Source organism: Thermodesulforhabdus norvegica, assembly GCF_900114975.1.
GTDB lineage: Bacteria > Desulfobacterota > Syntrophobacteria > Syntrophobacterales > Thermodesulforhabdaceae > Thermodesulforhabdus > Thermodesulforhabdus norvegica.
Map to the genome: position 1 here is coordinate 13,251 of NZ_FOUU01000012.1, position 14,707 is coordinate 27,957.

The window sequence follows — 14,707 nt, forward strand, 5'->3', positions numbered from 1 at the left end:
ATCCCGGGGGGCTGTTAATCTGTATTAAGAATTCTGTTAATTTTTGATAAAGAGAGCAAAAAATTTACCGGGCTTTAACCGCCCTTGAGTGAAGATTCCGGTTTCGAGTTCATCGGCGGTGATAGTTCGGAAAGGCATTTAGCTCTGTCTGCTGTGAATGCTCAGGTTGAAGCCGGCAGGGAGATGATCCCTACCGGTTTCGGATCGATTTACCAGTTTACCAGCGGAGCACCGTTGTAGGTCATGGTCTTTATAATCGCCTCTGCTTTTTCTACGGCTTTGGGGGGTAATTTTGCGTAGAGCAAGGATTCATTATACTTCTGACCTTCGTGGATCATCCACCAGAGAAGCTTCGCCAGTGCTTCCGCACGCTCCCGGGAACGATTGTCATAGGACTGCTCTTTGTAAAAGATGATCCACGTGAATGAACTGATGGGATAGCCTTCGGGGCTTTCGGTATCGGTAATGGATACCCTGGTATCCGGTGGGAGTTCGACGTTTGCCGCTGCAGAAACGCTTGCCAGAGATGGTTTTATGAAATTGCCGGCCCTGTTTTTTACGAGCGCTACCGGCATCTTGTTTTGCTCGGCATAGATTAGTTCTACATAGCCGATGCTACCCGCCATCTGTTTGACCATACCCGCGACACCGGCGTTACCCTTGGCACCTAACCCCGCAGGCCAGTTGAGAGATTTACCTCGCCCGACCTTCTCCTTCCATTCCGGGCTGACCTTGCTGAGGTAGTCGCTGAATATGAAGGTCGTTCCGCTCCCGTCAGATCTGTGAACTACTATAATTTTCATGTCCGGTAGTTCGATCCCAGGATTCAATTCCGTTATTCTGGAATCGTTCCACCTGGTAATTTTGCCCAAGAAGATGTCGGCTATCACATCCCCCGTTAGCTTTAACTCCGGATTTCCGGGGATGTTATAAGTTATCGCAACGGCACCAAGACAGGTGGGAATGTGGAGAATTTCACCGGGGGCTTTGCTCAATTCCTCATCACTCATGAAGGCGTCGGTTCCACCAAAATCAACCACCCTGCTCAGAAGCTGCCTGATTCCTCCGCCCGAGCCGATGGCCTGGTAGTTAACCTTCACGCCCGTCACCTGATGATAGATACTGAACCACTTGTCATAGAGGGGATAGGGGAAGGTTGCACCGGCTCCCGTCAGGCTCTCGGCGCCGTAACCCGCCGTGGCAGAAAAGATAAAGGCCGCCACAACGGGTAAGAAGATGGCAAGAAGTCTTTTCATAATCGTACCTCCTTAAGCGTAATACGTTTGCCTTTAGAACTCGCTGATTGTTTAGGTGCGGGTTATGAGGAAGAGATAAAGGGAGTTTAAATTTTGCGTTAAAATTCAGCCGTTATCTTCTCTTTAAGCAGGCGTTCCGCATGTTCAAGATCCGCGGTCGTGTCCACATCGTGCCAGAAAAGCCCCGAAACATCGGCCATCTTAATACGCCTTGACGGAATGTGCGATTTTATGGCTTCAGACAGGGTGTACCTGCCTCGAAGAAGGGCCTTATTCAACACTTCAAAAAAGTCCGGCTGGCAGAGGAAGAAGCCCGTGTCGACACCGTCGGCAGAGGCTATGCCTTTCCCTATGTCGGTCACTACATCGCCGTCCAGACTGACCAGGGTGGCCTCTTTAAGGTCAAAAACTCCGTCCATGTTCTTATCAACGGCGATTCGGCATATGGCGGAGCCGTCTTCGGAAGCGTAAAGCCTTTTGAGTATTTCCGGATCGAAAAGGTGATCGCACATTGTAATGAAGAAAGGGCCGTTGATTATTCCTGCCGGCGCGGTTGCCGATGCACCGTTTCCGAGCTGCCATCGTTGACTTTCTAAAACCTTGACGTTTAAGCCCTTCCGTTTTGCAATTTCGATGGCATGAGACGATACGATGTCTTTTTCATACCCCACGACGACAAAGAACCTTTTAATGCCAGCCCTGGCACCCGCGGTCAGCGTTCTTTCCAGAAGAGAAATTCCGAGAACGGGTGTGAGGGGCTTTGGGCCGTTCAAGCCGTTGCTCCTGATTCTCGAACCGTACCCTGCGGCAAGGGTAACCATGGGAATTTCTGACATGGGCAAATCCATAGAGCTGTCCTTCTTCCTGTTAAGATCCCTTAAAACCGCAGCGCATCATGCCCTCGGGAACAGAAAAAGACAAGACCTTTTCAATACTGAGTACCGGGTTTGTTTCATGGAGAACCTGTGATAATATGCAGGCGCCGTCTTAAAGGGGGAGGTAAGCCATGCCGAGGGTCAGACCTGGAAGACCTTATCCGCTCGGGGCTACGTGGGACGGGATGGGTGTAAATTTCGCCCTCTTTTCCGAAAACGCCGAAAAGGTTGAACTCTGCCTTTTCGATTCTCCCGACGCAACCAGAGAATCTGCCCGTATTCCCATGGTAGAATACACGGATATGGTCTGGCACATGTATCTAACGGACCTGTATCCGGGACAGCTTTACGGCTACAGGGTTTACGGCCCCTATGAGCCTGAAAGAGGGTTGAGATACAATCCAAATAAGGTAATGCTCGATCCCTATGCAAAGCGTATAATTCGCAGTTCCAGATGGCATGAAACATGGTTTGATTATCGAGTTGATGTATTCGAAAAAGAGGGCAGGCTGGTCCCCGATACCAGAGACAACGCGGCATGGGCACCTCTCGGCATGGTGGTTGACGACGCCTTTACCTGGCAGAAGGACGAACATCCCGATATTCCATGGAATAAGACGGTAATCTACGAAGCTCACGTAAAGGGGCTTACCTATTTGCATCCCGATGTACCGGAGGAACTGAGAGGAACCTACCTTGGGGTGGCAACGGAGCCGGTTATCCGCCACCTCAGGGATCTCGGGGTTACGGCAGTTGAACTGATGCCCATTCACCAGCATATTGACGAGTATCATCTGGTCAGAAAGGGGCTTGCAAATTACTGGGGGTACAATTCCATCGGATTTTTTGCGCCCGATGAGAGGTTTTCGGCGAGGGGGATTGGGTCTTCCGATCCGGTCAGAGAATTTAAAACCATGGTGAAGATCCTGCATAGCCACGGCATTGAAGTCATTCTGGACGTGGTTTACAACCATACGGCCGAAGGCGACCATTCAGGTCCGAGCCTGTGCTTCCGCGGGATAGACAACCCCTGTTATTACCGACTCGATTCTCAGGATATGATGAAATACATCGATTTTTCGGGATGTGGAAATTCGCTCAATGTACGCCATCCAAGAGTTTTACAGCTTATCATGGACAGCTTAAGGTACTGGGTGCTTGAAATGCACGTTGACGGCTTCCGGTTCGATCTGGCCAGTGCTTTAGCCAGAGGTCTCTACGAGGTTGACCAGCTTTCGGCCTTTTTCAACATTATTCATCAGGACCCCGTCATATCCCGGGTTAAGCTTATAGCGGAACCCTGGGATCTCGGCGAAGGGGGCTATCAGGTGGGAAACTTTCCGGTTCTCTGGGCAGAATGGAACGGAAAATATCGGGACACGATCAGAGCCTTCTGGAATTATCCGTCGGCTAATAACATGAGAGACATGGCCACAAGGCTTGCCGGGAGCAGCGACCTTTATGAAAGGAGCGGCAAGAAACCCTATGCCAGTATCAACTTCGTAACCTGCCATGACGGGTTCACCCTTCAGGACCTGGTAAGCTACAACGAAAAACACAACGAAGCCAACCTTGAGGAAAACAGAGACGGTGAAAACAACAACATAAGCTTTAACTACGGTGTTGAAGGGCCGACCGATGATCCCGATATTATCGAAACACGCTACAGGCAGAAACGCAATTTCATGCTGACCCTCATGTGTTCTCTGGGGGTGCCCATGATATCCGGAGGAGACGAACTGGGGAGAACCCAGAAGGGTAACAACAATGCCTATTGTCAGGACAATCCCATCAGCTGGTACCCCTGGGAACTTTCGCCCAGGGATGCGAAATTTTTTGAATTCGTAAAGAAGGTCGTGTCAATTCGTAAGCAGCAACCGGTGTTTCAGAGGTCGGATTTCTTTCAGGGACGCCCGATCCATGATTCAGGATGGAAGGACATCACCTGGTTCAAACCCGACGGCACCGAGATGAAACATGAAGACTGGTACGATCCCGGGGCAAGAGCTCTGGGTGTAATTCTGGGCGGAGATGCCATAGACGAGCTGGATGACGAGGGTAACAGGATAACTGGCGACACGGTTTTGATCCTCTTCCATTTCTTCAGGGACGGCATAACACCCTTTGTCCTTCCTGCCTGCACCTATAACGATACCGCGCCCGGGAAAAGGATTCATCGGCCTTTCAGATGGAAGTTGCTCGTGGACACCACCTATGAGCTGGATCCTCCGGAGAACCTGCTGTACTGGAATCCGGGAGATGTCTATAATATGACGCCTGCCAGTGCGGCTTTGTTTGTGTTAACGGGTCCTTTCTGAATTCATGAACCGGAGTAAATCAGATATGTCTTTTCGGTCTCCCATTACGGACTACGATATTTATCTTTTCAGAAGGGGTGAGCACTATAGGTTATGGGAAAAATTCGGTGCCCATCCCTGCAATGTTGACGGTTCTGATGGTTACTACTTTGCCGTCTGGGCCCCCAATGCCGACCATGTCAGCGTGGTAGGCGACTTCAATGAGTGGGACGAAACCGGTAACCCTCTGAGTCGTCGTGGAGACTCGGGCATCTGGGAGGGCTTTATAGAAGGGATCAGGCCCGGGATGTATTACAAGTATTGCATAATTTCTCACGGCGGCAATTACAGGGTTCTCAAGGCTGATCCCTATGCTTTCTATTGTGAGCGGCCTCCCGGGACGGCTTCTGTGACATGGGATCTCTCCGGTTTTGAATGGAGTGACCACGATTGGATGAATAAGCGCTCTTCCAGGAAACATTACGACGAACCCATTTCCATATACGAGGTGCATCTGGGTTCATGGTTGCGTCGCGAGGGATCAGATGCCTACTGCGGCTACAGAGAAATCGCACCTTTACTCGTCGAATATGTGAAGGACATGGGATTTACTCATGTTGAATTCCTGCCGGTTATGGAACATCCCTTTGATGGATCCTGGGGATATCAGGTTACCGGTTATTTCGCCCCAACGAGCCGGTTTGGAACGCCTCAGGACTTCATGTTTCTGATAAACGAACTGCACCGTAACGGAATCGGCGTTATTCTGGATTGGGTTCCGGCTCATTTCCCGACCGATGAACACGGCCTGGGGTACTTCGACGGAACTCACCTTTACGAGTACCCAGACCCCAGGATCGGCTTCCACAGAGACTGGAACACCTACGTTTTCGACTACGGGCGAAACGAGGTGAGAAGCTTTCTTCTGTCAAGTGCTTTGTTCTGGTGTGAGGTTTTTCATGCGGACGGTCTTCGGGTCGATGCGGTGGCTTCGATGCTATACAGAGATTATTCAAGACCGGATGGAGAATGGATCCCGAATCAGTATGGAGGGAAAGAAAACCTTGAGGCCATCGCTTTTATAAAGCGCTTTAACGAAGTCCTCTATTCGGAATGTCCGGGTGTAATGACCATAGCCGAAGAATCTACTGCCTGGCCCATGGTGTCGCGTCCGACCTATCTTGGAGGACTGGGCTTTGGTTTTAAGTGGAACATGGGGTGGATGCATGATACCCTCAAATACATGTCTAAAGACCCGATCTACAGGAAGTATCACCATAATGAACTGACTTTTAGCCTTCTTTATGCCTTCCACGAAAACTTTATCTTACCCTTTTCTCACGATGAGGTCGTTCACGGAAAGGGCTCGATGATCAACAAGATGCCCGGAGATAAGTGGCAGAAGTTTGCTAATCTCAGAGTTCTCTACGGTTACATGTTCGCCCATCCGGGAAAGAAGCTGCTTTTCATGGGCAATGAGTTCGGTCAGTGGCGGGAATGGAACCACGATACCTCTCTGGACTGGTACCTTCTGGACGATCCGTTCCATCGGGGGTTGAAGCTCTGGGTCAAAGACCTTAACAGGCTTCTTTCATCGGAACCCGCTCTTTACGAACTGGATTCTTCGTGGGAAGGCTTTCGCTGGATTGACTGCCATGACAGTGATCAGAGCACTTTAAGTTTTTTAAGGATCGGGAGGCACACAGATAGGGATCTGCTACTCTGCGTTTGCAATTTCACCCCGGTTCCTCGATACCCCTTTTATGTTGGTGTTCCGAAAGAAGGTTTCTGGAAAGAACTTTTAAACAGCGACAGTGAGCTTTACGGCGGAAGCGGCCTTGGTAACATGGGAGGCCTCCATACGGAGCCTGTTCCTGCCCACGGTTATAGTCAATCTCTCAAAATCATGCTCCCGCCCCTTGCAGCTGTGTTCTTCAAACCGGAGTCATAATGGAAAAACTTCTGGATTTTCTGTCGAAGTATTACGGTATCGTCCCTTCTTACTACGACATCTGGGGGAATCTGCGCGTAGCATCACCGGAACAGAAGCTGGCCGTTCTGAAGTACATGGGAGTGGAGGCGGAAGATAAAGCTTCTGCCGAAAGAGCGGTCCATAGAGTGATAGAAGATCATTTCAGAAAACCCGTACCCCCGATTGTCACTGCTGATGAGGGTGATTTCGTAGCCGTTCCATGTGTTCTGACCCCCGGGTGGAATCGAACCGGGTTGCGCTTTGAATGGTCTCTGAGGCTTGAGGACGGTACTCTGAGTGAGGGCAGAAGTGAACTTGACCTTGCAGACGGGTGCGTTGAGCCCCTTTTTCCGGAATTTCGGGAAGTAGCGCTTCCGAGCTACCGCCTTCCTGAAAAGATCTGCCTGGAAATTCCGGTCAGACCTCCCTCGGGATACCATACCCTGGAAATCTACGTTCCCGACTTGGGTCTCAGGAGCACTCTCGATGTCGTGGTCTCTCCTGCCGAAGCTTACAGGGCGATTAAAAGGTGCTGGGGACTTGCCGTTCAGTTGTACGCGGCAAGGTCACGGCGGGGAGGGGGCATGGGTAGCTTTTACGAGCTTTCCGCTCTTATGGATGTGGCATCACGAATGGGGGCAGCTTTTGTGGGTATTAACCCTCTCCACTACGGCTACCCCGAAAATCCTCATCATATAAGCCCTTATTGCGCATCCAGCCGCAGGTTTCTCAATCCTCTGTATGTAATTCCGGATCAGAAATTTCCAGAAAGTGCGGCAATTTTCGGCTCTAACGTCGAAGAAGGTGATAAAAATCCTTCTTTGCCCGGTTTGATAAATTACGAAACGCTGGTTCCCCGCCTGTGGGCTTCCCTTAAGGAATTTTATGTTAAATTCAAGGACCATTGTACAAAGCCGGAGTCGCCTCTGTCCGAAGGTTTTCGCAGATTTATCGAGGAAAGGACGCCGGTTTTAAAATACTTCGGAATTTTCGAGTACCTCAGGTGGCGCTTCGGAACGCCCTGGTATGAATGGCCTTCTGAGTTCTCTCATCCGATGAAACTGGAGGAGCCGAGGTTACCCGAAGGATGGCAGGAGGGCGTGGAATTTTCGGCCTTTTTACAATACATCGCCCACCTACAGCTGAGCCGGTGTCGTGACCGCGGTCTCGGCCTGCATCCATCGGTTCTTCTATATGCAGACCTGGCCGTCGGGGTCGATCGCGGGGGCTTTGATGCATGGTACGATCAGGAGTGTTATGCTCTGGAAGCCGATGTTGGGGCTCCACCCGATGATTTCAATCCAATGGGTCAAAAGTGGGGAGTTGTTCCCTTTATACCCCACAGGCTCACCGCCTGCTCCTACAGGCCTTTTATTGAAGTGATCAGAGCCAACATGGCTTATGCTTCAATAATTCGCATAGATCACGTTATGGGCCTGTTCCGTCTTTTCTGGATTCCTTCGGGGTTTTCTCCGGCACAGGGAGTATATGTGAGGTATCCTCTGGATGACCTTGCAAGAATCGTTACGCTGGAAAGCGTGCGGAACGGTTGCGTTGTTATTGGCGAAGATCTCGGAACTGTTCCCGATGAGATCAGGCAGGAAATGTCCTCCAGGAAGTGGTTTTCTTACCGGGTACTCTATTTTTCAAAAAATCAGGATGGAACCTTTTCGGCTCCTGAAGAATATCCCGAGTTTTCCATTGCCTCGGTAAGCACTCACGATTTGCCCACTCTGGTAGGATACTGGAAAGCCAAAGATCTCATCCTCAGGCGAAACCTGGGTATGTTCGGCGACGAAAAAAGGGCCGAGTTTTACCTGCGACAAAGGGAGGCAGATAAAAAAAATCTCCTCAGGGCCGTAATGCCCGATCTGGACAAGTTACCGGACGAAGTTCCCTTTCCGGAGCTTACCAAAGCAGTACTGGGTTACATCGCCCGATCACGGTCACGACTGATGGCCGTGCAGGTTGAGGATCTCCTTATGGAAGAATTTCAACCCAACCTGCCGGGGACAACCACGGAATATCCGTGCTGGAGAATCCGCTGGAGTAAACCGCTGGAAGAGATTGCGGAGGATAGCTTTGTCCGTCAGGTTGCCTTAATCATTGCCTCCGGCCGAAAGAAGTCCGGCCCTGACTGCATCGACGAAAAGTGAATGAAGCCTTGAGTCCACGTTACGCCAGATTTCGTAACTCTGAGGGGGAATTTCACCGTTGCGAAGGGCGATGTCCTGAACGGAACGAATTACCCAGGCACCTTTGACGCCCTGGGGGCATGCGTCGATGCACCTTTCACAGGCCACACACAACCAGCATTCACCCGACCTGGCGGTAAGCGTGTCCTGCCCGATGTTAACCGTGCGGATGATGAACATGGGGCTGAAAAGGTCGGAATTTTCCGAAACCGGGCAGGCGTTGGAGCAGGAGCCACAGGTCCAGCAGGACGATACGGCCGTGCTGTTGCCCATATAGCGTTTATGGGGCTTTAGACTTTGCAGTCGGGTTCCCGTTGACACCGTAACGGGCAGGCCGTTTCCACGGAATTGCAGTGTTTCCGCTTCCTGCCATATTTGGGCCGGATCAACGGGAATGCGCCGGTAAAAAATGTCCTGTGCCGCCTGACGACGGGCAATCTGAAGGCGACGGCGAAGCTGACGAAGCATTTCGGGAAATTTAGGATTTACGATCCCTTCAGAAAGGGCTTTGTTTCTGGCGCTTCTTATGACGGCCGAGGGTTTTACATTCATCGGGCATGTCCTGGCACATCGCTCACACTGGATGCAGTACCAGATGCTGGGATCTCTTAGCAGAGCCTCTGTCATGCCCAGAACATGGAGTCTGACAAGGCTTCTGGGCTTCAGTGCTCCTGTACGGAGGCTTATAGGGCAGTCGGCATCACAGCCCGCACAGGTGAAGCAACGATTGGGGTAAGAGAATTTCTCCATGGCGATTGTTCCGTTCTGTTAGGTTTTCTGCCATAAGGGTTGGAAACCGTGTTGTTAAAATAGATGGCGGAGAGAGTGGGATTCGAACCCACGGTGCGTGTTTCCACGCACACTCGCTTAGCAGGCGAGCGCCTTCGACCTACTCGGCCATCTCTCCGCCCTACATGGCGGAGGGAGCAGGATTCGAACCTGCGGTCCCGCGTTAACGGGACAACGGTTTTCAAGACCGCCGCCTTAAACCACTCGGCCATCCCTCCGCCGTTTTCCTTTTTTATTTTCAAATAACATTGACCTTTCCGGTATGTCAAGCAGGGGTTTTTAATCCCTGATGCAAAGGCGTCCGGGTTTACGGCCTGAGGGCGACGGAACCGGCCTTTAGGCTGGTCGAAGATTTTTGTTGACATGAGTATGCTAGTAGTATATTCAGGATATGCACAGAAGATACGGGAAGAATAAAAGGGGTATAAACAAAAGGGATCGAAAAGTAGCCCATGAACAAAAAAAGCTTTGTCTATACCGAAATAAAAAAGCGCATCCTGGACGGAACCCTTCCACCGGGCTGTCCTATAAACGAAGTAGAACTCGCCAGAGAACTCAACGTATCCAAGACGCCCGTGAGAGAAGCCCTCAGGGAACTCGAAAAAGAGGGATTTGTCGAAAACATACCGGGACGGGGATCGACCGTCTCCAATATATCCTTCAACGACATAAGGGAGATATTCGAAATAAGAGAAATCCTTGAGTGTGGAGCCGCTAAAAGAGCAGCGCTGCTTTGCAATAAAGAAGACGTGAAGGCTAAAAGGCGCCAACTGGAGGCCTTCAAGCCCGATCAGGCCGAAGAGACAACCCTGTCATGGGGTCCGGAAGAGGACATCCATCTCTACATAATAGGAGTGCTTAATAACAAAAGGCTTACGGAAGCCTACCTGCGGATTCTGGATCACATAGTCCGTATTAGAAATCAATTCGGCAAACGATTTACGCACCATCGAAGAGAAGAAATCCTGACAGAACATCTGAACATTCTTGATGCTCTTATTGAGGGCAATCCCGAGAAAGCCGAACGGGCAGTTCAGGTCCATCTCAGAAATGCTGCCGCCTTTTTGATGGGTCTCATCTTACCAAGAAGGGAGCAGAGCTGATCATGGTTCACGTCATCAAGAAAATACAGCGTCCGCCAGAAGAAATAATTGATAAGTTCAGGACCCTGGGATCGGCTACCGTTTACGAAGCGTCGGGCCGATCAGGATCCGTGCATCCTTCGATTAAACCGCTACGGCCCGGAATGAAAATTGTCGGCCCGGCCGTCACGGTTAAATGCGCCCCCGGAGACAATCTTATGCTCCACAAGGCACTGGAGGTTGCCGAGCCGGGTGATGTAATCGTGGCTTCAACGGGAAATTATCCCTTCGCAGGCTACTTCGGCGATTTGATGGCCACCTATGCCGTAAGTCGCGGTATTGCCGGGCTGGCTATTGACGGATGCGTCCGCGACAGCTCATCGATCGCTGAAATGGGGCTTGCCGTCTTCTGCCGGGGAACCTGTATTCGTGGCACGACGAAAGGCCTTCTGGGGCTGATCAATCATCCGATTCTCTTCGGTGAGGTGATCGTTTCTCCGGGTGATCTTGTTCTGGGCGATGATGACGGAATTGTAATCGTCGAACGGGACCGAATTGAGGAGGTCCTTGAGGCTTCCCTGAATCGAGCACGAAAGGAAGAAGAAAAGGCCAGAGTGTTGAGCAGTGGGGTTTCTACGGTCTCCTATAACAGGCTGGACAGAGTCTTTGCGCAACTCGGACTGGTTGAGGAGTCGTCATGAGAGTTCGAAAAGAGGTGCTTCTGCAGGGTGTTTCAAAGATCCTCCAGGCTCTCGGTGCTTCGGAAGAAGAAGCCGCAATAACGACAGGTGTCCTTGTTGAAGCAGATATGCGGGGTATTTCAACCCATGGATGCGTTTATGTACCTCTTATCGCAAATAGGGTTAAAGCCGGAGTTCTGCAGTTGCCCACGACCGTGCGGGTTATCAAAGATGAAAACGCCCTGGCCCATCTTGACGGAGGGAATGGACTGGGGCCTGTGGCCGCCTTCAGGGCTATGGCAATTTGCATTGAAAAAGCCCGGCGCTACGGAGTTGGTTTTGCCCTGGTAAGGAACACCAATCACATCGGCTTTCTGGGCTATTACACCCACATGGCCGCTCTTGAAGGCATGTTCGGGCTCTGTATGACCAACGCGGCTCCATCCATGGCTCCCTGGGGCGGTGCCGAGCCGATTATGGGAAGCAATCCCATATCGATGGCCGTACCCTGGAACGACGACGATACCGTCGTTCTGGATATGTCATCCAGTGTTGTGGCAAGGGGTAAAATTCGGCAGGCGGCAAGGCGGGGTGAGGCTATCCCCCCTGGATGGGCGCTGGACTCGGAGGGCCGACCGACCACCGATGCCGGCGAAGCTCTAAAGGGCACACTTCTGCCTATCGGTGGTCCCAAGGGTTACGGGCTGGCTTTCTTTGTTGATGTAATTGCAGGAATCCTATCGGGTTCGCAATTCGGGCCTTTCCTCAGAACCTTCCATAAACCGCTTGGACCCACCGGTGTCGGCGCCGCTTTTATGGCACTGGATATTTCGAGGGTAATGCCTCTTGAGAAATTTCGTTCCACCCTCTCACTTTATGCCGACATAATCCGTAACTCCAGGAAGGCCAGAGGAGTAGAACGGATCTTCCTGCCTGGTGAGATAGAGGCCGAAAGGGCCCGTCATAGCCTTAAGAACGGAATTGCGGTTGATGACAGGGTTATCGATAGCCTCAATCGGTTGCTGGAGGAAAAGGGGATTTCTTTTCGAATTGAAGGAGAAGAAAATGGAAAAGATTCTCAGGGTCAACTCCCGAACGGGATCATGGAAAATTGAAGTTTGTGACGGTGAAATAGGAAGGCTTGGGGGCCGGGCCCTGATTGCTCATGTGTTGCTAAACGAGGTCGTTCCGACCTGTGATCCCCTGGGAAGAAAAAATAAACTCATAGTTGCCTGTGGCCTTCTGGGAGACACTCCCGTCACCACGGCGGGTCGTTTTTCCCTGGGAGGCAAAAGCCCGCTTACTATGGGCGTAAAGGAGGCAAACGTAGGCGGCGCCGCCGGAAAAGCGCTGGCACGCCTCGGCTTCCGGGCTGTGATTGTGGAAGACGCCCCCCGGAGTTATTCACCCAGGGTTCTGTACATTAACCGTAGTGGTGTAGAGCTCTTCGAGGTTCGCGATTTGCTTCGGGCGTCCGTTTCCGATACCTGCGGTTACCTCCGTGCAAGGTTTGGGGATCAGATTGGCATCCTTTGCATAGGGCCGGCCGGAGAGATGGGTATGTGTGCAGCGGGGATTGCCACGACCGATCATACGGGGGTTCAGATTAGATACGCGGCTCGTGGCGGGCTCGGTGCGTTGATGGGCTCTAAAGGGATTAAGGCAATGGTCTTTGATCCAAAGGATGCGCCCAATCCGGTCTTCTACGATTCTGTAGCTCTTAACAGGGCAAATAAGGAATTGGTTCGGCTCCTCATGGAAGACCCCAAAACGGAAAATCGACACAACTTCGGAACCCCCGCCGTTCTGTCCCTCTGCAATGAGCTTGGTATTCTTCCTACCCGGAATTTCAGATCCGGTAGTTTTGAAGGGGCTTTGAAGATCTGTGGTGAAACCATTGCGATGCTCATTGATAAACGAGGCGGCGATGCCAGAAAGGGGACTCCCTGTGTAAAAGGGTGCGTAATTCGCTGTTCTAATGTGTTTGCAGATGCGGCCGGAAAGGAAATAGTTGCCTCTATTCAGTACGAGAATATCGCTCTTCTCGGATCCAATCTGGGGATAGGTGATATCGACAAAGTGGCAGAGCTTAACAGGCTCTGTAATGAAATTGGGCTGGACGCCATAGAAACCGGGGCCGCCATCGGGGTCGCCATGGAGGCCGGTATTCTGGACTTCGGGGATGCAGAGGCGGCTAAAGAGCTTTTGCATGAGGTTCGAAAGGGAACGCCCCTGGGTCGTATTATAGGCAACGGTGCTGCAGTGACCGGGAGGGTTTTTAACGTAAGGCGTGTACCCGTCATTAAAGGACAAGGAATTCCCGCCTACGATCCCCGTTCTCTAAAGGGCATAGGCGTGACCTACGCTACATCCCCGATGGGAGCCGATCATACCGCCGGAAACGCCCTGGAAACGGCATCCACGGTTGACCCTCGCAGTTCGGCAAATCAACCGGAAGTCTCAAGGCGGCTTCAGCTAAGAGCGGCTATTCTCGACAGCCTTGGCGTCTGCCTCTTCATTCGGCCTGCCTTCGTGAAAAAACCGGAGCTTATAGCAGAGCTTTTGAATGCTCGATACGGGTGGAACTGGACTTACAAAGATGTTCGAAACTTTGCCGTGGAGTGCTTGCAAAAGGAGAAAACGTTTAACGAACGGGCGGGAATAATCGAACCGGCCGATGTGCCGGAATTTATGCGCGAAGAGCCTCTGCCGCCTTACAACACCGTATTTGACGTCAGTCCTGACGAACTCAAGAGAACCTGGGTGGCAGATCCGCCGGAGGACGTTTTTTGAGGAGAAAGGATATGTGTGAACTCGAGAAAGGACGGGTTGCATTGATTACGGGCGGTGCGAGGGGGCTTGGCGCCGCAATTGCTCAGGCTCTGTACGAGGCCGGCGCAGTGGTAGCGATCCTTGACCTTGACGGCGATGAAGCTGCCCGCAGGGCAGGAATGATAGATCCATCGGGCGAAGGCACTATGAGCTTCCAGGCCGATGTTACCAGAGAAGATCAGGTCCTTGAGGTCGTTGAAAAGATAGTCTCCCGACGGGGACGAATAGACATACTGGTCAATTGTGCAGGGGTATTGAGGCACAAGCCGATAGAGGAAAAGAGCGTTGAAGAGTTCGAATGGGTGATACGGGTAAATCTTACGGGAACCTTTATAGCCTGCAAGGCTGTTATTCCTCATATGAAAAAGCGGAATTATGGGCGAATAGTTAGCATCTCGTCTCTTGGAGGACGTACCGGAAGGCCCGGCGTTGCCGTAGATTACGCGGCCGCCAAAGCCGGCATCGTAGGATTCACCCGTTCGCTTGCTCGTGAGGTCGGAGAGTACGGCATAACGGTTAACGCCGTGGCCCCCGGACCCATCATGACGGAGCTTACGCGACAGGTGCCGCCGGAGGTTTTTGCGAGATGGAATGTGGGTAGAGCGGTGAATCGAGACGGTTATCCAGAGGACGTTGCAAAAGCTGTGTTGTTTCTTGCTTCCGACGGTGCGGGCTGGATCACAGGGGTCACCCTGGACATCAACGGCGGAATCTACATGCGATGAGTAA

Annotated in this window: 11 protein-coding genes and 2 tRNA genes; 8 read left to right on the forward strand and 5 right to left on the reverse strand. The window is 51.7% G+C overall.

Annotation, left to right across the window (positions count from 1 at the left end):
* Positions 1–209: 209 nt before the first annotated feature.
* Both pstS and BM091_RS12470 read right to left on the reverse strand, forming a co-directional pair.
* Complete coding sequence (gene pstS / locus BM091_RS12465) at positions 210–1,256, reverse strand: phosphate ABC transporter substrate-binding protein PstS (RefSeq protein WP_093396216.1); 1,047 nt, start codon at positions 1,254–1,256, stop codon at positions 210–212.
* A 98-nt stretch (positions 1,257–1,354) separates the two neighbouring features.
* Positions 1,355–2,104: a phosphocholine cytidylyltransferase family protein gene (locus BM091_RS12470; RefSeq protein WP_093396218.1), complete on the reverse strand. Its 750-nt coding sequence runs from the start codon at positions 2,102–2,104 to the stop codon at positions 1,355–1,357.
* 158 nt (positions 2,105–2,262) lie between these two features.
* Between BM091_RS12470 and glgX the strand changes: the two genes are divergently transcribed.
* The 3 genes from glgX to malQ are packed head-to-tail and all read left to right on the forward strand — an operon-like array spanning position 2,263 to position 8,556.
* Complete coding sequence (gene glgX, locus BM091_RS12475) at positions 2,263–4,449, forward strand: glycogen debranching protein GlgX (RefSeq protein ID WP_093396219.1); 2,187 nt, start codon at positions 2,263–2,265, stop codon at positions 4,447–4,449.
* Positions 4,450–4,474: 25 nt separating this feature from the next.
* Positions 4,475–6,379, forward strand: coding sequence for a 1,4-alpha-glucan branching protein GlgB (gene glgB / locus BM091_RS12480; RefSeq protein WP_093396221.1), 1,905 nt, complete (start codon positions 4,475–4,477; stop codon positions 6,377–6,379).
* A complete protein-coding gene (gene malQ / locus BM091_RS12485; RefSeq protein WP_093396222.1) occupies positions 6,379–8,556 on the forward strand; it encodes a 4-alpha-glucanotransferase in 2,178 nt (725 codons plus the stop codon). Before glgB ends, malQ begins: the two co-directional genes overlap by 1 nt.
* Here the strand turns inward: malQ and BM091_RS12490 are convergent.
* From BM091_RS12490 to BM091_RS12500, 3 genes are all read right to left on the reverse strand, one after another.
* Entirely contained in the window at positions 8,500–9,345 is an 846-nt protein-coding gene (locus BM091_RS12490; protein WP_093396224.1) for a 4Fe-4S dicluster domain-containing protein, read from the reverse strand. The genes malQ and BM091_RS12490 overlap by 57 nt on opposite strands.
* A gap of 64 nt (positions 9,346–9,409) precedes the next feature.
* A tRNA-Ser gene (locus BM091_RS12495) sits at positions 9,410–9,502 on the reverse strand.
* Positions 9,503–9,510: 8 nt separating this feature from the next.
* Positions 9,511–9,602 (reverse strand) — tRNA-Ser (locus BM091_RS12500).
* 234 nt (positions 9,603–9,836) lie between these two features.
* Between BM091_RS12500 and BM091_RS12505 the strand changes: the two genes are divergently transcribed.
* Genes BM091_RS12505 through BM091_RS12525 form a run of 5 tightly spaced genes read left to right on the forward strand, consistent with a single transcriptional unit; the run spans position 9,837 to position 14,703 of the window.
* The gene (locus tag BM091_RS12505; RefSeq protein ID WP_093396225.1) at positions 9,837–10,487 is read left to right on the forward strand and encodes a GntR family transcriptional regulator; all 651 of its coding nucleotides are present in this window, start codon (positions 9,837–9,839) and stop codon (positions 10,485–10,487) included.
* Between the two features lie 2 nt (positions 10,488–10,489).
* Positions 10,490–11,167, forward strand: a complete 678-nt coding sequence (locus BM091_RS12510) for a 4-carboxy-4-hydroxy-2-oxoadipate aldolase/oxaloacetate decarboxylase (protein WP_093396227.1) — start codon at positions 10,490–10,492, stop codon at positions 11,165–11,167.
* On the forward strand, positions 11,164–12,261 hold the full coding sequence (locus tag BM091_RS12515; protein WP_093396228.1) for an Ldh family oxidoreductase: 1,098 nt from the start codon (positions 11,164–11,166) through the stop codon (positions 12,259–12,261). The genes BM091_RS12510 and BM091_RS12515 overlap by 4 nt, the downstream gene beginning before the upstream one ends.
* The gene (locus BM091_RS12520; RefSeq protein ID WP_177193649.1) at positions 12,212–13,939 is read left to right on the forward strand and encodes an aldehyde ferredoxin oxidoreductase C-terminal domain-containing protein; all 1,728 of its coding nucleotides are present in this window, start codon (positions 12,212–12,214) and stop codon (positions 13,937–13,939) included. The genes BM091_RS12515 and BM091_RS12520 overlap by 50 nt, the downstream gene beginning before the upstream one ends.
* Positions 13,936–14,703: an SDR family NAD(P)-dependent oxidoreductase gene (locus BM091_RS12525; RefSeq protein WP_177193650.1), complete on the forward strand. Its 768-nt coding sequence runs from the start codon at positions 13,936–13,938 to the stop codon at positions 14,701–14,703. Before BM091_RS12520 ends, BM091_RS12525 begins: the two co-directional genes overlap by 4 nt.
* Positions 14,704–14,707 lie beyond the last annotated feature (4 nt).